Origin of the sequence: Luteimonas rhizosphaericola, from assembly GCF_029888045.1 — a bacterium.
GTDB lineage: Bacteria > Pseudomonadota > Gammaproteobacteria > Xanthomonadales > Xanthomonadaceae > Luteimonas > Luteimonas rhizosphaericola.
Genome location: NZ_JARXRN010000025.1, coordinates 206,044 through 227,155, shown reverse-complemented (window position 1 = coordinate 227,155; position 21,112 = coordinate 206,044). Strand labels below are relative to the sequence as shown.

At 73.6% G+C, this 21,112-nt stretch carries 18 protein-coding genes and 1 pseudogene; 13 read left to right on the top strand and 6 right to left on the bottom strand.

Going from position 1 to position 21,112, the window contains the following annotated elements; translation table 11 throughout:
- Positions 1–48: 48 nt before the first annotated feature.
- The 3 genes and pseudogenes from QFW80_RS10335 to coaBC form a co-directional block, all read right to left on the bottom strand.
- A complete protein-coding gene (locus QFW80_RS10335; RefSeq protein ID WP_280601801.1) occupies positions 49–2,388 on the bottom strand; it encodes a phosphomannomutase/phosphoglucomutase in 2,340 nt (779 codons plus the stop codon).
- Between the two features lie 22 nt (positions 2,389–2,410).
- On the bottom strand, positions 2,411–2,884 hold the full coding sequence (gene dut, locus QFW80_RS10330; RefSeq protein WP_280601800.1) for a dUTP diphosphatase: 474 nt from the start codon (positions 2,882–2,884) through the stop codon (positions 2,411–2,413).
- A pseudogene (gene coaBC, locus QFW80_RS10325) lies at positions 2,881–4,103 on the bottom strand (bifunctional phosphopantothenoylcysteine decarboxylase/phosphopantothenate--cysteine ligase CoaBC). The gene dut and the pseudogene coaBC overlap by 4 nt, the downstream one beginning before the upstream one ends.
- Positions 4,104–4,301: 198 nt before the next feature.
- On the opposite strand from coaBC, the gene radC reads away from it, so the two are divergent.
- The 10 genes from radC (at position 4,302) to QFW80_RS10275 (ending at position 13,688) form a co-directional block, all read left to right on the top strand.
- Positions 4,302–4,976, top strand: a complete 675-nt coding sequence (gene radC, locus QFW80_RS10320) for a RadC family protein (RefSeq protein ID WP_280601798.1) — start codon at positions 4,302–4,304, stop codon at positions 4,974–4,976.
- A gap of 97 nt (positions 4,977–5,073) precedes the next feature.
- Positions 5,074–6,774, top strand: a complete 1,701-nt coding sequence (gene argS, locus QFW80_RS10315) for an arginine--tRNA ligase (protein WP_425603542.1) — start codon at positions 5,074–5,076, stop codon at positions 6,772–6,774.
- 12 nt (positions 6,775–6,786) lie between these two features.
- The gene (locus tag QFW80_RS10310) at positions 6,787–7,533 is read left to right on the top strand and encodes an SPOR domain-containing protein (protein WP_280601797.1); all 747 of its coding nucleotides are present in this window, start codon (positions 6,787–6,789) and stop codon (positions 7,531–7,533) included.
- A 76-nt stretch (positions 7,534–7,609) separates the two neighbouring features.
- Entirely contained in the window at positions 7,610–7,981 is a 372-nt protein-coding gene (locus QFW80_RS10305; protein ID WP_280601796.1) for a hypothetical protein, read from the top strand.
- 142 nt (positions 7,982–8,123) lie between these two features.
- Positions 8,124–8,879 carry an SDR family NAD(P)-dependent oxidoreductase gene (locus QFW80_RS10300; RefSeq protein WP_280601795.1) on the top strand — a complete coding sequence of 252 codons (756 nt, stop codon included), beginning with the start codon at positions 8,124–8,126 and terminating at the stop codon, positions 8,877–8,879.
- Positions 8,880–9,160: 281 nt separating this feature from the next.
- A complete protein-coding gene (locus QFW80_RS10295; RefSeq protein ID WP_280602210.1) occupies positions 9,161–10,411 on the top strand; it encodes an MFS transporter in 1,251 nt (416 codons plus the stop codon).
- Positions 10,412–10,821: 410 nt separating this feature from the next.
- Positions 10,822–11,286, top strand: a complete 465-nt coding sequence (locus tag QFW80_RS10290) for a DUF4126 family protein (protein WP_280601794.1) — start codon at positions 10,822–10,824, stop codon at positions 11,284–11,286.
- A complete protein-coding gene (locus QFW80_RS10285; RefSeq protein WP_280601793.1) occupies positions 11,283–12,647 on the top strand; it encodes an FAD-containing oxidoreductase in 1,365 nt (454 codons plus the stop codon). Before QFW80_RS10290 ends, QFW80_RS10285 begins: the two co-directional genes overlap by 4 nt.
- A 106-nt stretch (positions 12,648–12,753) precedes the next feature.
- The gene (locus QFW80_RS10280; RefSeq protein ID WP_280601791.1) at positions 12,754–13,308 is read left to right on the top strand and encodes an RNA polymerase sigma factor; all 555 of its coding nucleotides are present in this window, start codon (positions 12,754–12,756) and stop codon (positions 13,306–13,308) included.
- The gene (locus QFW80_RS10275) at positions 13,305–13,688 is read left to right on the top strand and encodes a DUF6768 family protein (protein WP_280601789.1); all 384 of its coding nucleotides are present in this window, start codon (positions 13,305–13,307) and stop codon (positions 13,686–13,688) included. Before QFW80_RS10280 ends, QFW80_RS10275 begins: the two co-directional genes overlap by 4 nt.
- A 9-nt stretch (positions 13,689–13,697) precedes the next feature.
- Here the strand turns inward: QFW80_RS10275 and speA are convergent, their stop codons facing one another.
- Positions 13,698–15,587, bottom strand: coding sequence for an arginine decarboxylase (gene speA / locus QFW80_RS10270; protein WP_280601787.1), 1,890 nt, complete (start codon positions 15,585–15,587; stop codon positions 13,698–13,700).
- Between the two features lie 126 nt (positions 15,588–15,713).
- The gene (locus QFW80_RS10265) at positions 15,714–17,561 is read right to left on the bottom strand and encodes a M48 family metallopeptidase (RefSeq protein ID WP_280601785.1); all 1,848 of its coding nucleotides are present in this window, start codon (positions 17,559–17,561) and stop codon (positions 15,714–15,716) included.
- Between the two features lie 167 nt (positions 17,562–17,728).
- On the opposite strand from QFW80_RS10265, the gene speE reads away from it, so the two are divergent.
- Positions 17,729–18,577, top strand: coding sequence for a polyamine aminopropyltransferase (speE, locus tag QFW80_RS10260; RefSeq protein ID WP_280601784.1), 849 nt, complete (start codon positions 17,729–17,731; stop codon positions 18,575–18,577).
- Between the two features lie 190 nt (positions 18,578–18,767).
- Here speE and QFW80_RS10255 read toward each other — a convergent pair whose 3' ends face one another.
- Complete coding sequence (locus tag QFW80_RS10255) at positions 18,768–19,106, bottom strand: P-II family nitrogen regulator (RefSeq protein WP_280601782.1); 339 nt, start codon at positions 19,104–19,106, stop codon at positions 18,768–18,770.
- 162 nt (positions 19,107–19,268) lie between these two features.
- Between QFW80_RS10255 and ubiK the strand changes: the two genes are divergently transcribed.
- Positions 19,269–19,565 carry a ubiquinone biosynthesis accessory factor UbiK gene (ubiK, locus tag QFW80_RS10250; RefSeq protein ID WP_280601781.1) on the top strand — a complete coding sequence of 99 codons (297 nt, stop codon included), beginning with the start codon at positions 19,269–19,271 and terminating at the stop codon, positions 19,563–19,565.
- A 10-nt stretch (positions 19,566–19,575) separates the two neighbouring features.
- A complete protein-coding gene (locus tag QFW80_RS10245) occupies positions 19,576–21,090 on the top strand; it encodes a YifB family Mg chelatase-like AAA ATPase (RefSeq protein ID WP_280601779.1) in 1,515 nt (504 codons plus the stop codon).
- Positions 21,091–21,112: the final 22 nt, after the last annotated feature.

Below are 21,112 nucleotides of genomic sequence, written 5' to 3'. Positions count from 1 at the left end.
CCGACTCACGCCGACCGGACGCTCCCGTGCAGGAGCGTCCCGTCGCCCTCAGAACGGCAGCTTCAGCTCCGGATCGACCAGCGCGATCTGGGCGCGGAAGTCGGCCAGGATGCGGTCGAGCGCCTCCTGGCTGTCGGCGTCGAAGCGCAGCACCAGCACCGGGGTGGTATTGGAGGCGCGCACCAGGCCCCAGCCGTCGTTCCAGTCCACGCGCAGGCCGTCGATGGTCGACGTGCGCGCGCCCTCGAAGCGCGCCTGCTGCTGGAAGCGTTCGACGAAGCCGTGCGGGTTGCCGTCGGCCACCTCGACCTTGATCTCCGGCGTCGACACCCCGCCCGGCAGCGCGTTGAGCGCCTCGCTGGGATCGCCCGGGTCCAGCGCCAGGATCTCGAGCAGGCGCGCGGCGGCGTAGATGCCGTCGTCGAAGCCGTACCAGCGCTCCTGGAAGAAGAAGTGGCCGCTCATCTCTCCGGCCAGTTCGGCTTCGGTCTCGCGCATCTTGGCCTTGATCAGCGAATGCCCGGTCTTCCACATCAGCGGGCTGCCGCCGTGGCGCAGGATGTGGCCCGGCAGGCGCCCGGTGCACTTGACGTCGTACACGATCACCGCGCCCGGGTTGCGGTCCAGCACGTCGGCCGCGAACAGCATCAGCAGGCGGTCGGGGAAGATGTTCTCGCCGTCCTTCGTGACCACGCCCAGGCGGTCGCCGTCGCCGTCGAAGGCGATGCCCAGGTCGGCCCCGAAGCGCTTGACCGTGCCGATCAGGTCCACCAGGTTGTGCGGCTCGCTCGGGTCGGGGTGGTGGTTGGGGAAGGTGCCGTCGATCTCGCAGAACAGCGGGATGACCTCGGCGCCGATCGCCTCCAGCACGCGCGGGCCGATCTCGCCGGCGACGCCGTTGCCGGCGTCGACCACGACCTTCAGGGGCCGCGCCAGCTGGATGTCGCTGGCGATGCGCTCGACGTAGTCGTCGCCGATGTCGCGCTCGCTCACCTCGCCCGGCGCCGGCGCGTCGTGCAGGCGGCCGTCGGCGATGCGCGCGTACAGGTCGGTGATCGCATCGCCCGACAGCGTGCCGCCGCCGACCACGATCTTGAAACCGTTGTAGTCAGGCGGGTTGTGGCTGCCGGTGACCGAGATGCAGCAGCCGGTGCGCAGGTGGTAGGCGCCGAAGTAGGTGACCGGGGTCGGCGCCAGGCCGATGTCGATCACGTTGCGGCCGGCGCGGCGCAGGCCCTTGACCAGGCCGGCGACGAGGTCGGGGCCGGACAGGCGGCCGTCGCGGCCGATCACGATGTCGTGCAGGTCCTGCTCCTGCATCAGCGAGCCCACCGACTGGCCGATCAGTTCGGCCACGCCGGCGTCGAGGGTCTTGCCGACGATGCCGCGGATGTCGTAGGCGCGGAAGATGCCCTTGTCGATGTCGACCGGCGGCGGTCGCGGCGCGTCGCGCGCGACCACGGTGGGCGTCGCGGGCACGGCCGTGCCGTCCCCGGCCGGCGGCTCGGAGAGGGCCTCGACCAGGGTGCGCTCCGGCGCCGCATCGTGCGCACCGGCGTCCGGCGACAGCGCCCGGCGCACGCGGGCCGGCACGCGCCACAGCAGGTAGGCCAGCAGCAGCAGGAGGATCACGGCGACGAACAGCGGGATGCCCTCCAGACCGAAGGGTGGACGCCCGGTGCGCGGCATCGAGGCGGCCACGCGCAGGTCGCTTCCCGCGACCGGCACCGCCATGCGCTCGGCGGCCTCGGCCTGGGACACGTCGCCCTTCTCCAGCAGGGTGAATCCGCCCTGGCGCAGCGCCACGTAGGTGGCCGGGTCGACGTCGACGCCATCCAGCGCCGCGGTCGCGCGCGTGGCCGGCAGGCGCACGAACGCCACGCCCCTGGCCACCTCGCCGGCCTGGACCGGGGCCGCGATCGCCAGCCGCGGCGCGTCGTCGACCCGGATCAGCGACACCACCGGTTCGCCGCGCACCAGCGCGGCTTCCATCACCGCGACCGGGCCGTAGCCGCCCGCCGGCAGCGCCGCATACATCGCGTCCAGTTCGGCCGGATGCAGTTCCACCTGCTCGGCCTCGGGCCAGCCGGCGGCGACCGCGCGCGCCGCGGCCGGCAGGTCCCCAGCCTCCAGCGCGGCCTGGACCGGAGCGTCCGCCAGCAGGTCCTGCAGCCGCTTCACGTCCGTGCGCAGGAGGCCGGCGACCATGCCGGCCGCGTTGTCGCGCGCCAGGGTCACGCTGGTGCGGCGCGACTCCTCCTGCAGCGCGCGCCAGCCGCTCCACGCCAGCCACACCGCCAGCAGGGCCAGCGCGGCGGCCAGCCACGGCAGCCAGGGGCGCAGCTGCGCGAACACGCGCGCCTTGGTGGGTTCGGTCTTGTCGGTCATGCGGAATTCCGGTCCGTCCGTGTCAGCGCACGCCGGTATGGCCGAAGCCACCGCCGCCGCGCGCACTGTCGTTGAAAGTATCCACGACCTGCAGGCGCGCGCGCACCACCGGCAGCAGCACCAGCTGCGCGATGCGGTCGCCGGGTTCGATCGTGTAGGCCTCGCTGCCGCGGTTCCACACGCTGATCAGCAGCGGGCCCTGGTAGTCCGAATCGATCAGGCCGGTGCCGTTGCCGAGCACGATGCCGTGGCGGTGCCCCAGCCCCGAGCGCGGCAGGATCACCGCGCACAGGCCGGGATCGTCGATGTGGATGGCCATGCCCGAGGGCACCAGCGCGGCGTCGCCCGGCGCCAGCACCAGCGCGGCGTCGAGCGCCGCGCGCAGGTCGAGCCCGGCGCTGCCGTCGGTGGCGTGCGCGGGCAGCGGCCACTGCGTGCCGAGCCGCGGGTCGAGCAGCCTGACCTGCAGGTCATGGGCGGCGGTGGCGGCGCTCATGCCGGCAGCCTGCCGGCGATCAGGGCCACCAGCTGCGCGGCGACCTCGCGTTTGGGCGCCGGGCCCAGGCGCTGCTCGCCCCCGTGCCAGTACACGGCCAGGGTGTTGTCGTCGCGCTCGAAGCCGCCCTCGGCGCCGCCGACCAGGTTGGCCGCGATCAGGTCCACCCGCTTGGCCGCGAGCTTGCCGCGCGCGTAATGCTCGACTTCGTGGGTCTCGGCCGCGAACCCGACCACCAGCGCGGGACGCCGCGGATGCGCGGCCACGTCGGCCAGCACGTCGGGCGTGCGCACCAGTTCCAGCACCAGGGTGTCGCTGCCGGCGGTCTTCTTGATCTTGTGTTCGGACACGCGGCGGGGGGTGAAGTCGGCCACCGCCGCAGCGCCCACGTAGACGTCGGCCGGCAGCGCGCCCAGCACGGCGGCGTGCATCTGCGCCGCCGAGCGCACGTCGATGCGGGCGACGCCCGCGGGCGTGTCCAGGTGCACCGGGCCGGCGACCAGCACCACCTCGGCGCCGGCCTCGCGCGCCGCCTCGGCCACCGCGAAACCCATCTTGCCGCTGCTGCGGTTGCCGACGAAGCGCACCGGGTCGATGTCCTCGAAGGTCGGGCCGGCGCTGACCAGCACCCGCTTCCCGGCCAGCGCGCCTGCGGCGGGCGCGCCGCTCACGCGGCCTCCAGCGCGGCGACGATCGCCGCCGGTTCGGCCAGCCGGCCCGGGCCGGATTCGCCCTCGGCCAGCGGTCCGTCCTCCGGCCCGACCACGGCCGCGCCGCGCTCGCGCAGCAGGGCGACGTTGGCCTGGGTGGCCGGGTGCAGCCACATGCGGTGGTTCATCGCCGGGCACAGGGTGAGCGGCGCGGTGGTGGCCAGGCACAGGGTGCTCACCAGGTCGTCTGCCAGGCCGTGCGCGAGGCGGGCGAGGGTGTTGGCGCTGGCCGGTGCGATCACCACCCGGTCGGCCCAGCGCGCGAGCTCGAGGTGGCCCATCGCCGCCTCCGCGGCCGCGTCCCAAAGCGAGGTGCGCACCGGGCGGCCCGACAGCGCCTGGAAGGTCTGCGCGCCGACGAAGCGCTGGGCGTTCTCGGTCATCGCCACCTGCACCTGCGCCCCGGCGTCGCCCAGGCGACGCACCAGCTCCGCCGCCTTGTACGCGGCGATGCCGCCGCACACGCACAGCAGCACGCGCTGTCCCCGCAAGCCGAGACCGGCTGCCATCGTCAGGAATGTCCTACCCCGGATCCGGGCGACAGCTTACCCGATGGCGGGGCGTCGCCCGGCTGCGCGGCGCGCGGCGATGCGCTGCAATCCAATCCATGCTGGCGGCCGGGTCGGGCGCGCGCCGATGGGAATTCCCCTGTTCCGCCGGGGCGCCCCGCCCGCCGCCAGCGCCTGCCTCCGCTTCGACCGCCGCCCATGCACATCCGCGACTGGCCCAGCCACGAACGTCCCCGCGAGAAACTGCTGTCCCGGGGCGCGGCGGCGCTGTCGGACGCCGAACTGCTGGCGATCTTCCTCGGCTCCGGGCTGCGCGGGCAGGATGCGGTCGCCACCGCCCGGCAGCTGCTGGACCGCCATGGGCCGCTGCGCCGGCTGCTGGAGCTCGATCCGGCGGGACTTGCGCGCCTGCCCGGGCTGGGGCCGGCGCGCGCGTGCAAGCTGTCGGCGGCGCTGGAGCTGTGCAACCGCTGGCTCGCGGCGGGACTGGAGCGCGGCGAGGCGCTGACCGATCCCGCGTCGGCCGGCCGCTATTTCGCCCAGCGCCTGCGCGGCCAGGCGATCGAGGTGTTCGCGGCGCTGTTCCTGGACACGCGCCACCGCGCCCTGGCGTTCGAGGAACTGTTCCGCGGCACCATCGACGGCGCCGAGGTGCACCCGCGCGAAGTGGTGCGCCGCGCGCTGGCGCACAACGCCGCTGCGGTGATCGTCGGCCACAACCACCCCAGCGGCAATCCCGAGCCCAGCGCGGCCGACCGCGCGGTGACCGCGCAGCTCAAGCAGTCTCTGGCGCTGGTGGACGTGCGCCTGCTGGACCACTTCGTGGTCGGCGACGGCGCGCCGGTATCGCTCGCGGCGCGGGGCTGGGTGTAGCCGCGCGACGGCGCGACCCGGGACCGGCAGCGCCGCGTCGGCCCCGCCGGCGCGGCTCGCGTACACTAGCGCCCTGCAAAACCGACGCGCCTGTTCCGTGAATCCCCAGCTCCGCGGCCAGATCCGACAGCATGTCGAGACGGCCATCGCCGCCCTGCGCGACGCAGGCACCCTGCCCGCCGACCTCGCCACGCCCGACTTCGTCGTTGAGCGGCCGAAGGACCGCGCGCACGGCGATTTCTCCACCAATGCCGCGATGCTGCTGGCCAGGCCCGCGAAGTCGAACCCGCGCGCGCTGGCGCAGGCGCTGGTCGACGCGCTGCCGGCCAACGACACCATCGCCGCGGTCGAGATCGCGGGCCCGGGCTTCCTCAACTTCCGGCTCACGCCCGCCGCCTGGCAGCGGCAGCTGGCCACGGTGTTCGCGCACGGCCACTGCTACGGCGCCAACGACAGCGGCGGCGGTCGCACGGCGGGCATCGAATACGTCTCGGCGAATCCGACCGGCCCGCTGCACGTCGGCCACGGCCGCGCCGGCGTGATCGGCGACTGCATCGCGCGCGTGCTCGGGGCCAACGGCTGGAAGGTGCGGCGCGAGTACTACTACAACGACGCCGGGGTCCAGATCGAGAACCTCGCGCGCTCCACCCAGGCGCGCGCGAAGGGCCTCAAGCCCGGCGACGCCGACTGGCCGGCCGACGCCTACAACGGCGACTACATCGCCGACGTCGCACAGGCCTACCTGCGCGGCGACAGCGTCGAGGTCGACGGCCACACCGTCACCGGCAAGGACGACGCCGACGACCTCGACGCCATCCGCCAGTTCGCCGTCGCCTGGCTGCGGCGCGAGCAGAACGACGACCTGGCCGCGTTCGGGGTGTCGTTCGACGTCTACTTCCTCGAGTCCTCGCTGTACACCGACGGCAAGGTGGAGGAAACCGTGCGCACGCTGGTCGAGCGCGGCCACACCTACGAGGACGGCGGCGCGCTGTGGCTGAAGACCACGGACTTCGGCGACGACAAGGACCGCGTGATGCGCAAGTCCGACGGCACGTACACGTACTTCGTGCCGGACGTGGCCTACCACCTGTCGAAGTGGCAGCGCGGCTACGAGCGCGCGATCACCGAGCTGGGCGCCGACCACCACGGCTCGCTGGCGCGGGTGAAGGCCGGCCTGCAGGCGCTCGACGCCGGCATTCCCGCCAACTACCCCGAATACGTGCTGCACCAGATGGTCACGGTGATGCGCGGCGGCGAGGAAGTGAAGCTGTCCAAGCGCGCCGGCAGCTACCTCACCCTGCGCGACCTGATCGACGAGGCCGGCAGCGACGCGGTGCGCTGGTTCCTGGTCGCGCGCCGGCCCGACTCGCAACTCACCTTCGACATCGACCTGGCGCGCAGCCAGTCGCTCGACAACCCGGTGTATTACGTGCAGCTCTCGCACGCGCGCATCTGCGGGCTGATGCGGCAGCTGGCCGAGCGCGGGCTGGCGTTCGAACTCGAGGCCGGCCTGGCGCAGGCGCCGGACCTGTCCGACGCCTCGCTGCGCGACCTGCTGATCGACCTCTCGCGCTGGCCGGAGGTGGTGGCCGCCGCGGGCGAGCAGCTCGAGCCGCACCTGGTCGCGGCGTACCTGCTCGAACTGGCGCAGGGGTTCCAGACGTATTACAACGACCACCAGTTCCTGGTCGACGACGCCGACGCCCGCAACGCGCGGCTGGCGCTGGCCCTGGCCGTGCGCCAGGTGCTCGCGAACGGGCTGGCATTGCTGGGCGTGAGTGCGCCCGAACGGATGTAGGGGCAGTACGGCATGGCGGCGAAACGCGGCAGGTCACAGGCGAGGCGCAACGGCGGCAACGGGCTGCCCGGCTGGGCGTGGATGATCCTCGGGATCGTGATCGCGCTGGTCGCGGTGCTGGTGCTGCCGCGGTACCTGAAGTCCGAGCGCAGCGACGGCTTCTTCCGGCCGCAGCCCGACGCCGGCGCGCAGCCCGCGGTCAGCGCGATCGACGAGGACGACGCCCCGCCGGAGGCGGACGTGCCCGCGCCGTCGGCCACCGTGCGCCCGGGCGCCGAAGCGGCCCCGGCCAGCCCCGACTACGATTTCTACACCGTGCTGCCGGAGCAGGAGGTCGCGCTGACCGACGCCGAACTCGCCGCCAGCGCGCGCGAGGAGGCCGAGCGCCAGCGCCGCACCCTGGCCGCCCAGCGCCAGCGCGAACAGGATGCCGCCGACCTCGCGGCGCAGGCCCCCGCCACCCCGGCGGCGACGCCCGCTGCGGCAGCCGCGACCCCCGCCGCTCCGGCCGCGGCCGCCTCCGACGGCGCCCGCTACATCCTCCAGGCCGGCTCGTTCAGCGCGTCCGGCGATGCCGAGGCGCTCAAGGCCCGGATCGCCCTGCTCGGGCTGAGCGCGCGGGTCGAATCCGGTTCGGCCAACGGCAAGACCGTGTACCGCGTGCGCATGGGGCCCTACGGCACCGCAACCGAACTGGCCGAGGCCAAGCAGAAGCTCGGCAACGGCGGGCTGCCGGCGCTGGCGATCAGGGCGAACTGAGCGGTCCGTCCCAGGCCGGTCGCAGGCCGCGCGATGCCCGCCCGGCACACTGCCGGGCCTGGAGAGAGGCACCGCCATGGCCATCGAAGCCGCCCTGATCAAACCCGTGGTCGATGCGCTGCTGGCGCTGTTCCGCGAGAGCAACGACCTGACCCTCAAGCGCAGCGCCGAGCGCGCGCTGCGCGAGGCCATCCGCGAACTGCTGCAGGCTAACCCGGACGAGAACCGCGCCCAGGCGCGGATCGCGATCGCCAAGGCCGCCGGCATCCTGTCCGAGGACGTGGTGCTGGCCGAGGACATGCTGGAGAAGCACCGCGCCACCAAGGCGCGCACGCGCGGCAAGTCGTCGACCGGGCGCCGGCGCGCGGGCCCCGCGCCCGACAGGCCTGCGACGAAGACGACGCGCGCGGCGCGCACGCCCGACGCGGGCGACGCCGCCGCGGGATGAGGCGCGCGGCACTCCGGCGGCATCGCCGCGCCGAACCGCCGCGCGCCCGTCGGTCGCGCGGGACCCGCTGCAGCAACCGCGTAGGCGCGGACGGGCGACGGTCAGGCGGGTCCGTGGGCATCCGCCGGCTTAGAATCGCCCCATGTCCCGCACCATCCTGATCACCGGCGCCACCTCCGGCTTCGGCGCCGCCGCCGTCGAGCGGTTCCTGGCCGACGGCTGGCGCGTGGTGGCCAGCGGCCGTCGCGCCGAACGCCTGCAGGCGCTGGCCGACCGCCACGGCGACGCACGCCTGCACGTGGCCGCCTTCGACATCCGCGACGCCGACGCCATGCACGCGGCGCTCGACGCGCTGCCCGAGGCCTTCGCCGGCATCGACGTGCTGGTCAACAACGCCGGGCTCGCGCTCGGCACCGCGCCGGCGCAGCGCGCCGACCTCGCGCAGTGGCGGCAGATGATCGACACCAACGTCACCGCCCTGGTCGCGCTGACGCACGCGCTGCTGCCGGGCCTGATCGAACGCCGCGGCACGATCATCAACATCAGCTCGATCGCGGGCGTGTATCCGTATCCGGGCGGCAACGTGTACGGCGGCACGAAGGCGTTCGTGAGCCAGTTCTCGCTCGGCCTGCGCAGCGACCTGCACGGCACCGGCGTGCGGGTGACCGCGATCGAGCCGGGCATGGCCGAGACCGAGTTCACCCTGGTGCGCACCGGTGGCGACCGCGCCGCCTCCGACACCCTGTACGCCGGCGCGCAGCCGATCACCGCCGAGGACATCGCCGGCGTCATCCACTACGTCGCCACGCTGCCGCCGCACCTGAACATCAACCGGCTCGAGCTCATGCCGGTCAGCCAGTCCTTCGCCGGCTTCCAGGTCGCCCGCGATCCGGGTTGAGCCGCCCTGCTGGCCGGGTTCCGTGCCTGGAGGACCCGACAGACCCGGATGACCTGGCCGGACCTCCGGGTGGCGCCGGCGTCGATGCGATGCGCCGCCCGCGCACGGCCTCCACGCGGCCTGCGGCTAGCATGGGCGCGTCGCGTCGCACCCCCTCCGTTCCAGGACCGGATCATGTCAACCGAACGCATTCGCGGATCCGTCGCCTGCTGATGGCGGACGCCGCGCCTGACGCCCCGGCCACGCGCGACGCCGGCCATCGCCCCGTGTCCCGCGGCTCGATGGCGGTCGCCGCGCTGTCGACGATCGTGGAGTGGTACGACTTCACCCTGTACCTGTACCTGTCGACGGTGCTGTCGCGCGTGTTCTTCGGCGGCGGCGAGTCCTCGCTCATCGCCACCCTGGGCGGGTTCGCGGTCGCCTACCTGATGCGGCCGCTGGGCGCGCTGTTCTTCGGCCACCTCGGCGATCGCGGCGGACGGCGGCGGATGATGCTGCTGTCGGTCGCGGTGATGACCGCTGCGATGCTGGCGATGGCGCTGATGCCGACGCATGCGCAGATCGGTTCCGCCGCCGGCGTGGCGATCATCCTGCTGCGCTGCGTGATGGGCTTCGCGGTGGGCGGCGAATACACCGGCGTGGTCGCCTACCTGCTGGAAGGCGCGCCGCGCGGCCGGCGCGGGCTGGTGACCTCGCTGGCCGCCGCGGCGGCGGAAGTCGGCGCGCTGCTCGCGGTCGCGGTGTCGGCGCTCACGGTGAACCTGCTCGACGCGCAGTCGCTCGACGCTTGGGGCTGGCGCATCCCGTTCTTCGTCGGCGCGGCGCTCGCCGGCACGGTGTGGATCGCACGGGCACGGATGCAGGAATCGCCGGAGTTCGAGCGCCAGCGGCGCGAAGGCAGCATCCCGGCCAGTCCCCTGCGGCATGCGCTCAGGTTCCACCGCGCGGGCATCGCGCGCGGCTTCGCGATCTCCGCGCTGGGCTCGATCACCTACTACGTCGGCATCACCTACGTGCCCGCGTTCCTGACCTCGGTGGGCACGTTCAGCGAGGGCGTCTCGCTGGGGCTGTCCACGTGGGCGGCCGTGGCGGTGATCCTGGTGACGCCGCTGTTCGGGCTGGTTTCCGACCATGCCGGCCGCCGCGCGGTGCTGGTGGCGCTGGCGCTGTGCAGCGCGCTGCTGCCGATCACGTTGTTCGCGATGATGGCGCGCGGGTCGGCCGACACGGCGCTGGCCGGCGCCCTGCTGCTGGCCTGCGTGGCCGGCGGCGTCAGCGCGGTGGGCGCGGTGGCCACCGCCGAGCAGTTTCCGGGGGAAGGCCGCCTGAGCGGGCTGGCCTTCGGCGCCACCACCGCGACCGCGCTGTTCGGCGGGCTGACGCCGTTCCTGGCGCAGGTGCTGGTGGAACGTACCGGCTGGGCGCTGGCGCCGGGGGCGATGATCGCGGTAGTCGGGGTAGCCGTGTTGCCGGTGCTGCTGCGTCTGCCGGAAACGGCGCCACGGCGGACCCGATGGGAACGGCGGCGCTGAAGGGCGGCTCGCCCACCGGGGAGGCGTCGCCCGGTGAGGGCCGGAGACGGCCGCCGGCAGGTTGGACTTCACGAGCGAAGTGGAGATGGTCCCGGGTGCGCTGCGCTTACCCGGGCTACGCGGCTGCCGGCACGGCGCCCCGCCAGGTGCCCTCGGGGCGGCGGTGAGGGGCGAGTCGCGGGAAGGATGGATCGGCCGGGCGAGCCTGGAGACGGGTGCCGGGGGGCGCGCCCCCATGCGTGATCGACGCGGGAGGACACCCCCGGGTGCGCCTCCTGCCCGGGCTGCGCGGGTGCGGCGGCATCGGCGATGGTCGTGTGGCGCGGGCGCGACGACGCTCGGAAGGAGTAGGCTGGGTCTGCCGGCGGCGACGCCGGCGCGTCCGCCCCTTCGCAGCACAGGAGCCCGCGATGATCTTCCTGGTGGCCTTGCTGCTCGGCATCGTGTCGGGCCTCCGCGCCATGCTGCCGCTGGCCGCCGTGGCCTGGGCGACGCGCGTGGGCTGGCTCGATTTCGGCGACAGCTGGCTCGCGATCCTCGGCCATGCCTGGGCACCGTGGATCCTGACCCTGCTGGCGGTGGGCGAACTGGTGGCCGACAAGCTGCCGTCGACCCCGAGCCGGACCGTGCCGCTGCAGTTCGGGACCCGGCTGGTGGTGGGGGCGGCGGCCGGGGCCCTGCTGGCGCTCGGTTCGGGCGCGCCATGGATCGGCGGGCTCGTGGCGGGCCTGATCGGCGCCATTGGCGGCACCCTGGGCGGCCGTGCGATGCGCGCACGCCTGGCGGCGAGGTTCGGTCGCGACCTGCCCGCCGCCCTGATCGAGGACACGGTCGCCATCGCCGGTGCGTGGCTGCTGCTGCGGACGTTGGCATGAGCCGCCACTTCGACGTCATCATCGTCGGCGCCGGCCAGGCCGGGCCGCCGCTCGCCGCGCGCCTCACCGCGGCAGGACGGTCGGTGGCGGTGGTGGAGCGCAAGCTGCCCGGCGGCACCTGCGTCAACACCGGCTGCATGCCGACCAAGACCCTGGTGGCCAGCGCGCGCGTGGCCCACCTCGCGCGCCGGGCGGCGGACTTCGGCGTGCTCACCGGCGGCGCGGTCGGGATCGACATGGCCAGGGTCCGCAGCCGCGCCGACACGGTCTCGTCCAACGCGCGCCGTGGCGTCGCCGACTGGCTCCAAGGCATGGACGGCTGCACCCTGCTCCACGGCCACGCCCGCTTCGAAGGGCCGCGCACGCTGCGCGTGGGCGACGAGACGATCACCGGCGACCAGGTGTTCCTCAACGTCGGTGGCCGCGCGCTGGTGCCGGACCTGCCCGGGCTCGACCGCGTCCCGTACCTCACCAATACCTCGATCCTGCGCCTGGACCGCGTGCCGCGGCACCTGGTGATCGTGGGCGGCAGCTACATCGGGCTGGAGTTCGCGCAGATCCATCGCCGTTTCGGCGCCGAGGTGACCGTGCTCGAACGCGGCCCCGCCCTGGTCGGCCGCGAGGACGACGACGTCTCGACGGCGGTGCGCGAGATCCTGGAGGGCGAGGGCATCGCCATCCGCACCGGCGTCTCGGCCATGCGCTTCGCGCCCGCGGCCGGGGGCATCGACGTGGAGGTCGATGGCGAGCGCCTGGACGCCAGCCATGTGCTGGTGGCGGTGGGGCGCCGGCCCAACACCGACGACCTCGCCCTGGAGCGCGCCGGCGTGGCGGTCGACGCGAAGGGCTACATCACCGTCGACGACGGCCTGCAGACCAGCGCGCCCGGGATCTGGGCGCTGGGCGACTGCAACGGCCGCGGCGCGTTCACCCACACCGCCTACAACGACTACGAGATCGTCGCGGCCAACCTGCTCGACGGCGAGTCGCGCAGGGTCGGCGACCGGGTGCCGGCCTACGCGCTGTTCATCGATCCGCCGCTGGGCCGCGTGGGCATGACGCAGCGCGAGGCCGCGGCGAGCGGCCGGCCGCTGCTGGTCGCCACCCGACCGATGCGTCGCGTGGGTCGGGCGATCGAAAAGGACGAGACCCGGGGCATCATGAAGGTGGTCGCCGACGCCGCCACCGGGCGCATGCTCGGCGCCGCCATCCTCGGCACCGGGGGGGACGAGGCCGTCCACGGCCTGATCGACATGATCAGCGTCGGCGCCACCGCCGACCAGCTGCGGCGTACCGTCCCCGTCCACCCCACGGTATCGGAACTGCTGCCCACCCTGGTGTCGGAGTTGCGGCCGGCCTAGGCCGGGGCCGCCGCCGGCGACCCCGCCGGAACGGCGGCAGCACCGCGGCATTGAACCGTCCGGCCGCCGGACGCCACCTTCCTGCATCACGCCAGGGGAGCGACCGGTGCCGCGCGATGCCGCCAGGATCTACGACGAATATCTCGCCGCCTCGGCGCGCGCGGGCGACCGCGCCGCCTGGGAGCGGCTGGTGGCGCGCTGGCAGCCGCGGCTCGAGCGCCACGCCTGGCGCCTGACGGGGGATCCCGACCGCGCGCGCGACGCGGTCCAGGATGCCTGGATCGAGATCATGCGCGGCCTGCGCGGTCTCGACGACGTGGTCGCGTTCCCGGCCTGGGCGCTGCGGATCGTGACCCGCCGCTGCCAGCGCGGCTTCGGCCATGCGCGACGCGAACGCGAGGGCCTGGCCGCACTGGCGGCGGACCGGACCGATGCGACGGCCGTGGACGAGGGCGAGCAGTCGGTCGCCGTGGCGCAGGTGCTGGCCGCGATGCGCGAGCTGCCGGCCGCACAGCGCGCGGCGCTGGCGCTGTTCCACCTCGAACACCTGGGCGTTGCGGAGATCGCGATCGCCCTGGACATCCCGCCGGGGACCGTGAAGACCCGGCTCATGCACGCGCGGCAACGCATCCGCGCACGACTGGAAGGAGCAACGAAATGAACGAAACCGACGACCTGATCCACCGCGCGCTCACCGAGGAGGACCGCGCCCTGCTGGCGCGCCATGGCGAACCCGGCTACATCCGCCAGGCGCTCGGGCTGTTCCGCGGCCCGGAAGGCTGGGTGGGCATGCTGGCCTACGTCACCGCGCTGGTCGCGTTCGCGGGATTCGCCTACGCCTTCTGGCAGCTGTGGATGGCGACCGATGCCGTCGCGGCGGTGCGCTGGGGCGTGGTGGCGCTGCTGGCGTTCCAGTACTCGGCGATGATGAAGTCGGTGATGGGCACCCGGGTGGAAGCCAACCGCGTGCTGCGCGAACTCAAGCGCGTGGAACTGCGGGTGGCACTGGCGCAGGACGCGCGGCCCGGAGGCGTGGCATGACCGCGCCGCTCACGCCGGCGGCGCGTCGTCGAGGTAGGTATAGCCGGTGAGGCCGGCTTCCAGCGCCTCGTTCAGGCGCGTGGCCTCGGACTTGGACAGGTCGGCCGCGCCCACGCGCGCCCGGTAGATCCGGCGCAGGTCGTCGAGCTTGTAGCCGACGTAGTCGAGCATCACGTCGGTGGTGTCGCCGCGGCGCTGCTGGGTGATGGCGTAGCCGCCGTCGTTGAGCCGGACCTCGACCGCGTCGGTGTCGCCGAACAGGTTGTGGATGTCGCCCAGGATCTCCTGGTACGCGCCGACCAGGAAGAAGCCGAGCCGGTAGCGCTCGCCCGGGCGCATCGAATGCAGCGGCAGCGAGGTGTCCAGGCCCTCGTTCTCGACGTAGGTGTCGATCTTGCCGTCGGAGTCGCAGGTCATGTCGGCGATCACGCCACGCCGGTCGGGCGTCTCGTCCAGGCGCTCGATCGGCACGATCGGGAACACCTGGTCGATCGCCCACACGTCGGGCATCGACTCGAACACGCTGAAGTTGACGAAGTACTTGTCCACCAGCCGCTCGGCCAGCTCGTCCAGCAGCGGGCGGTGGCTCTTCTCGCCGTACTCCAGCCGGGCGCGCACGCCGTGGGCGATGGCGTAGAACAGGTCGTCGATGCGCGCGCGCGCGACCAGGTCGATCTGGCCGAGCGCGTACGCGGCCAGCCCCTCGGCGTGGAAGTGCTGCGCTTCCTGGAACAGTTCCACCGGCGGGCGGCGGTCGAGGTCGCCGTGGATCTCGCGCAGGTAGGCGATCGCGTGCGGCTCGTCGTCGTGCGCGTCGGGCACGCGCCCCTCCGGCGCCTGCTCGACCTCCACCACGTTGGCCACCAGCATTGCGTGGTGCGCGGTCATCGCGCGTCCGCACTCGGTGACGATGCGCGGCGGCGTCAGGCCATGCTCGGCACAGGCGTCGGCGAGCGGCTGGACGATGGTCGAGGCGTACTGGTGCACGCCGTAGTTGATCGAACAGAAGCTGCGCGAACGCGTGCCCTCGTAGTCGATGCCGAGGCCGCCGCCGACATCGACGTGGCTGACCTTCGCGCCCAGCTTCGAGAGTTCGACGAAATAGCGCGTGGCCTCGCGCATGCCGTTGGCGATGTCGCGCACGTTCGAGATCTGCGAGCCCATGTGGAAATGCAGCAGGCCCAGAGCGTCGGACATGCCGCCGTCGCGCAGGGTCTTCCACAGGTCCAGCACCTGGCGCGGGGACAGGCCGAACTTGGCCTTGTCGCCGCCGCTGTTCTGCCACTTGCCGGCGCCCAGCGAGGCCAGGCGCATGCGCACGCCGATGCCGGGCTGCACCCCGAGCGCCTTCGCCTCTTCCAGGATCAGCGGCAGCTCGGACGGCTTTTCCACCACGATGAAGGTCGCCAGGCCCAGCTTGCGGCCGATCAGCGCCAGGCGGATGTATTCGCGGTCCTTGTAGCCGTTGCACACGATCAGCCCGCCCGGGCGCGAGAGCGCCAGCACCGCCATCAGCTCCGGCTTGCTGCCCGCCTCCAGGCCGAAGCCATCGCCGTGGTGCGAGGCCAGGGTGCCCGCAACGCCCGCGTGCTGGTTGACCTTGATCGGATACACCGCGGTGTAGCCGCCGGTGTAGTCCGAGTCGGCCTGGGCCTGCGCGAACGCCGCCTGCAGCCGACGCAGGCGATCGCCGAGGATGTCGGGAAAGCGCAGCAGCAGCGGCAGCTTCGCGCCCCGCTCCATCGCCTTGTCGACGATCTCCGGCAGCGGCACCGCGAGCCCGTCCGCGCCGAGCGGACGCACCACCACGCGGCCGCCGTCGTCGACGTCGTAATAGCCTTCCGACCAGTGCGGGATCGAATAGGTCTTGCGCGCGTGCTCGGTCGACCAGGCGGTCATCGGCGGGCATCCGGGGCGGGGGAACGCACATTCTAGGGCTTGCGGCGGCACGCCCACGGCGCCGCGCGTGCCCGCCGGCCGCCCGTCCGGCCGCTGGCGTCGGCGCGCGCCGGGCGTGGCGCGGTGTCAGCGCGCCTTGCGGTAGACCGGATCGCCGCCCGCGGCGCGCACCTGGCGGGCCAGGCGCCGCTGCCCGGCGCCGGTGAAGATGTCGACGGTACTCCCGGGCGGCGCCAGCGCCTGCTGCAGCGGTGCCAGCCCGGTCGCCTCGCCGGCCACCGGGCCGCGCCAGTCGAGCAGCACCAGGTAGTGCACGGGCGCCTCGCGCAGGGCCGTGCGCCGGCGCGCGATCCACGCGCGCGCGACGCGCGGTTCGCAGGCCAGGCGGCGGGCGATCCGCTGCAGCGCCTCCGGATCGAGGCCGTGCGGCAGCAGTGCCGGCGCTTGCGCTTCGCCGTGGTCGACGTGCGTGCCGGCCAGCGGGGCGAAGGCGGCGCGCAGGCAGTCGATCTCGGCTGCGGTATCCGGGTCGAGGTCGGGATCGAGTTCGATCCCGCGCAGTTCCTCCAGCACCGGGCCTGCGGCGCCGGGATCGAGCTCCACCGCCCGCCGCAGGCGCGCGCTGCCGGCGTCGGCCGCGCCGCGGCGCAACTGCAGCAGGCCGGCGCGGAAGAGCGCCAGCACGCGCGCGGGATCCGCGGCCAGCGCCCGTTCGTAGAGCGGCAGCGGGTCGAGGTCGATGCGCACCTGCTCGACCAGCAGCGCATGTTCGGCGAGCTGCTCCGCCGTCGGCGCGGCGACGGCGTCGAGTTCGGCCAGGCGCACGCGATCGCGGGCCGCGGCCGCATGCAGCGCATTCCAGTGCGCGCGGATGTCCTCGCGCCAGGCGGTGTCCAGGCGCGGGTCGAGCGCGTCCTGCAATCCACCGAGCAGGGTCGCGGACGATTCGGCCGGCGGCAGCAGGCGCGCCGGGACGCGCAGCGCGTCCAGCCGCTGCGCCAGCGTGGGGTGGGTGTCGCGCGGATCCTGCGCGCGCCTGGCCGCGGCGAGCAGGCGGTCGAGCGCCACCGCGCCGCCTTCGATGGCCTGCCGCAGCGGCGCCTGCAGTTGGACCGGCGGGTGCGGCTGGCTGCGCGCCCGGGCCCACAGTCCTGGCCAGAAGCGTGCGTCGAGCCGGCGCGAGGCGATCTCGACCCGCAGCAGCGCGCTCGCGGCCACGGCCTCGCCTGCCACACGGGCCGCCACAGCGTCGGCGGCGTACTCGTGTCGCCGGGCCAGGGCGCGGCTGGCGAGGTCGAAGCGCGGCGCGAGCCAGCCGTAGAACCGGGCCAGCAGCCAGGCAAAGGCGAATCCGTGCCGCGCCATGCCGTCGCGCAGCCGGTACCAGGTGCCGCGCGAGAGGTAGATCCACGCCGCGAAGCGGCCGTCGCGCGCACCGAAGTGGCCGAACTCGTGCGCGATCACCGCGGACAGTTCCTCGCGACCGAGCGCGCGCATCAGCGGCAGCCCGAGCACCAGCACGTGGCGATGGCCGAGCAGCCCCAGCACGCGCGGGATGCTCGCCGCCTTGGCGTTGAAGTCTCCGTCGATGACGATGGCGTCGAGCGGCGGCGCATCGGTGTCCTGTCGCAGGCGCTCGACTTCCGCCTCCAGCAGCGGCGCCTCGCCGGGCGACAGCCGATAGCCCGGCGGCGGCTCGAAGCGCACCCACAGCGCGCGCAGCACCACCGCGGCCACCACCGCCGGCAACAGCAGCACGTAGGCATGCTGCGGTGCCAGCGACGCGCCACGCACGGCCAGGTGCACCGCCACCAGTGCGAACGGCGCCAGCGCCAGCAGCAGCAGGCCGGCCACCACCCCGTGGCCCAGCAGCGCGAGGGCCAGCAGCTGCCAGCGTTCGCGCCGCGCAAGATCGGCGCCGGCCTCGCCCGTCGGGCCTCCCGGCAGGCGCGCGTCTTCGTGGTCTCCGGCCATGCCTGCGCCCCTGCGTGATCGCGTCGCCATCGTAGAGGATCGGTCGCGGAACCGTCGCAGGCGGTCCGCTACAATGCGCGCCACGCCGCCGCACGCACGGCGGCGGCGCCGGTTCGCCGCGTGCGTCGCGGGCCGCGCCGACCCCACGCCACCCCCCAGGACCGCCCATGACCGCCAGCGACTGGCTGCACGAACGCTTCGAACCCGCCGGCTCGGCGATCGGCTTCCGCATCACGCGCAAGCTCGACGAGGTGCAGTCGCCGTTCCAGAAGATCGAGATCTACGAATCGACCGACTGGGGCAACGTGATGCTCATCGATGGCGCGATGATGGTCACCACGCGCGACAATTTCCTCTACCACGAGATGATGTCGCACCCGGCGCTGTTCACCCATCCCGACCCGAAGCAGGTCGTGATCATCGGCGGCGGCGACTGCGGCACCCTGCGCGAGGTGCTCCGGCATCCGGGCGTCGAGCGCGCCGTGCAGTGCGACATCGACGAACAGGTCACGCGCATGGCGGAGAAGTACTTCCCCGAGCTGTGCGAATCCAACGACGATCCGCGCGCCGAGATCCTGTTCGACGACGGCATCGCCTATATGGCCAACTGCGCGCCGGGCAGCCTGGACGTGGTGATCGTGGATTCCACCGACCCGGTCGGCCCGGCCGAGGGCCTGTTCAACAAGGCCTTCTTCGAAAGCTGCTTCCGCGCGCTGAAGGACGACGGCATCCTGGTGCAGCAGTCCGAATCGCCGCTGGTGCTGCTCGACCTGATCAAGGCGATGCGCGCGGAGATGGGCAAAGCCGGTTTCACTTCGTTCCAGACGCTGCCGTTCCCGCAGCCGTGCTATCCCACCGGCTGGTGGAGCTGCACCCTGGCGCGCAAGGGACAGGGCTTCGAATTCCGCGAGGCCGACGCGCGCGCCAGGCCGTTCGAAACGCTTTACTACACCGCCGAGATCCACAAGGGTGCGCAGTCGCTGCCCCCGTTCGTCGCGAAGGCGCTGGGCGACTGAGGGACCCCGCCCACCGCGTACGGCCGGCGTACGCGCGCAGCGGCAGGTGCGTGTACCGCACGGAACCCGGCCCGTACGCGCCACGCAGGTTGGGTATCCGCATCATCCCGTCAGTGGTAGGGCCGTCGTCCCGCGTGGACCGCAATCGGTCCGCCGGGCCGGCGTGCGACCGCTGGCGGCAACCTGTGCGCTACAGCGCGTCGCCGTCCAGTTCACCGGTGCGAATGCGCACCGCGCGCGTGAGGTCGTAGACGAACACCTTGCCGTCGCCGATCTTGCCGGTGCCGGCGGCCTTGACTATGGCCTCGGTCACCGCGTCGACCTGGTCGTCGACCACCACCACCTCCAACTTCACCTTGGGCAGGAAGTCGACCACGTACTCCGCGCCACGGTAGAGCTCGGTGTGGCCCTTCTGCCGGCCGAAGCCCTTCACCTCGCTGACGGTGATGCCGGTCACCCCGACTTCGCCCAGCGCCTCGCGCACGTCGTCGAGTTTGAACGGCTTGATGATCGCCATCACCATCTTCATCGCGCGGCTCCTGTCTGCGGGCGGTCGTGCCGCCCGGCGGCACCGCGCTAGCATACCCGCTGCCGGAGTCGGGCTTTTCCTACCTCCGGCCGCGCCCAGCGCCGACTGCGCCGTCACCCGGCCTGCGCGACGCTGGCGGCCGACCCGGATGGAGCACGCGCCATGATCGACCTCAACCACATCGACGAACTCGCCCGCCGCCTCAGCGGCCTGGTGCCGCCCGGCCTGCGCGAGAGCCGCGAGGAGCTGCAGGAGAACTTCAAATCCGTGCTGCAGTCCGGCCTGGCGCGGCTGGACCTGGTGACGCGCGAGGAGTTCGAGGTGCAGCGCGCGGTGCTGCTGCGCACGCGCGAGAAGCTCGAGCAGCTGCAGGCCGTGGTCGCCGAGCTCGAAGCGCGCCACAGCGCCGTCGGCGCGACCGGCGACGCGCCGGCCGCTTCCTCGCCGCCGACCCACTGAACCCGCCGCCATGGGACTTGCGCTCGTGCATGGACGCGCGAGGGCCGGGGTGCGCGCGCCTGCGGTCAAGGTGGAGGTGCACCTGGGCGGCGGCCTGCCCTCGATGTCGATCGTCGGCCTGCCCGAAGCCGCCGTCCGCGAAGCCAAGGACCGGGTGCGCGCGGCGATCCAGTGCGCGCAGTTCGAATTCCCCGCGCGCCGGATCACCGTCAACCTCGCGCCCGCCGACCTGCCCAAGGGCGGGGGGCGCTTCGACCTGCCGATCGCGCTCGGCATCCTCGCCGCCAGCGGCCAGCTGCCGCAGGACGCGCTGCGCGAATACGAATTCATCGGCGAGCTGGGGCTGACCGGGGAGCTGCGTCCGGTCGACGGCGTGTTGCCGGCCGCGCTGGCCGCGGCGCAGGCCGGCCGCCGGCTGGTGGTGGCCGAAGGCAACGGTGCCGAGGCGGCGCTCGCCGCGGGGCTGGAGGCGTACACCGCGCGCACCCTGCTGGAGGTGTGCGCGCTGCTCACCGGGCGCAAGCCGCTGCCGGCCGCGGTCGCGCCGCCGCACCAGCCGGCGGATGGCCCGGACCTGCGCGACGTGCGCGGCCAGGCCCAGGCGCGGCGCGCGCTGGAAATCGCCGCCGCCGGCGGCCACCACCTGCTGCTGGTCGGGCCACCCGGCTGCGGCAAGACCCTGCTGGCCTCGCGCCTGCCCGGGCTGCTGCCCGAGGCCGACGAAGCCGCGGCGCTGGAGACCGCGGCGATCGCCTCGGTGAGCGGCCGTGGGCTGGACCCGACCCGCTGGCGCACGCGTCCGTTCCGCGCCCCGCACCACACCGCCAGCGCGGTGGCGCTGGCCGGCGGCGGCTCCGAGCCGCGCCCGGGCGAGATCTCGCTGGCGCACAACGGCGTGCTGTTCCTCGACGAACTGCCCGAATGGGACCGGCGCGCGCTGGAAGTGCTGCGCGAACCGCTGGAATCGGGCGTGGTCACGATCTCGCGCGCGGCGCGGCAGAGCGAATTCCCGGCGCGGTTCCAGCTGGTGGCGGCGATGAATCCCTGCCCCTGCGGCTGGGCCGGCGATGCGTCGGGCCGCTGCCGCTGCCACGGCGAGGCCATCGCCCGCTATCGCGCGCGCATCTCCGGTCCGCTGCTCGACCGCATCGACCTGCACGTCGAGGTGCCGCGGCTGCCGCCGGCCGAACTTCGACCCGACGCGCCCGAAGGCGAGTCGAGCGCGGTGGTGCGCACGCGCGTGACCGCGGCGCATGCGCGCCAGCAGGCGCGCGGCGGGCGGCTCAATGCGCACCTGTCGCAGGCGCAGACCATGGCCGACTGCCGGCTTGCGGCGCGCGACCAGGCGCTGCTGGAACGCGCGGTCGAGGCGCTGCGGCTGTCGGCGCGCGCGATGCACCGCATCCTGCGCGTGGCCCGCACCGTCGCCGACCTCGACAGCAGCGACGCCATCGCCACTGCGCACCTGACCGAAGCGCTGGGCTACCGCCAGGCCGATCACGGCGCGGGCCAGCAGGCCGCCTGAGCGACGCGGCCCCGGTTCCCGC

Excerpts from the sequence above, each read along its gene's own strand:
- speE (WP_280601784.1), top strand. The coding sequence starts at position 17,729 with ATGACCGCCAGCGACTGGCTGCACGAACGCTTCGAACCCGCCGGCTCG.
- QFW80_RS10305 (WP_280601796.1), top strand. The coding sequence starts at position 7,610 with ATGGCCATCGAAGCCGCCCTGATCAAACCCGTGGTCGATGCGCTGCTG.
- QFW80_RS10310 (WP_280601797.1), top strand. The coding sequence starts at position 6,787 with ATGGCGGCGAAACGCGGCAGGTCACAGGCGAGGCGCAACGGCGGCAAC.
- radC (WP_280601798.1), top strand. The coding sequence starts at position 4,302 with ATGCACATCCGCGACTGGCCCAGCCACGAACGTCCCCGCGAGAAACTG.
- ubiK (WP_280601781.1), top strand. The coding sequence starts at position 19,269 with ATGATCGACCTCAACCACATCGACGAACTCGCCCGCCGCCTCAGCGGC.
- QFW80_RS10300 (WP_280601795.1), top strand. The coding sequence starts at position 8,124 with ATGTCCCGCACCATCCTGATCACCGGCGCCACCTCCGGCTTCGGCGCC.
- QFW80_RS10290 (WP_280601794.1), top strand. The coding sequence starts at position 10,822 with ATGATCTTCCTGGTGGCCTTGCTGCTCGGCATCGTGTCGGGCCTCCGC.
- QFW80_RS10275 (WP_280601789.1), top strand. The coding sequence starts at position 13,305 with ATGAACGAAACCGACGACCTGATCCACCGCGCGCTCACCGAGGAGGAC.
- QFW80_RS10265 (WP_280601785.1), bottom strand. The coding sequence starts at position 17,561 with ATGGCCGGAGACCACGAAGACGCGCGCCTGCCGGGAGGCCCGACGGGC.
- QFW80_RS10295 (WP_280602210.1), top strand. The coding sequence starts at position 9,161 with ATGGCGGTCGCCGCGCTGTCGACGATCGTGGAGTGGTACGACTTCACC.
- speA (WP_280601787.1), bottom strand. The coding sequence starts at position 15,587 with ATGACCGCCTGGTCGACCGAGCACGCGCGCAAGACCTATTCGATCCCG.
- QFW80_RS10245 (WP_280601779.1), top strand. The coding sequence starts at position 19,576 with ATGGGACTTGCGCTCGTGCATGGACGCGCGAGGGCCGGGGTGCGCGCG.
- QFW80_RS10285 (WP_280601793.1), top strand. The coding sequence starts at position 11,283 with ATGAGCCGCCACTTCGACGTCATCATCGTCGGCGCCGGCCAGGCCGGG.
- QFW80_RS10255 (WP_280601782.1), bottom strand. The coding sequence starts at position 19,106 with ATGAAGATGGTGATGGCGATCATCAAGCCGTTCAAACTCGACGACGTG.
- QFW80_RS10335 (WP_280601801.1), bottom strand. The coding sequence starts at position 2,388 with ATGACCGACAAGACCGAACCCACCAAGGCGCGCGTGTTCGCGCAGCTG.
- dut (WP_280601800.1), bottom strand. The coding sequence starts at position 2,884 with ATGAGCGCCGCCACCGCCGCCCATGACCTGCAGGTCAGGCTGCTCGAC.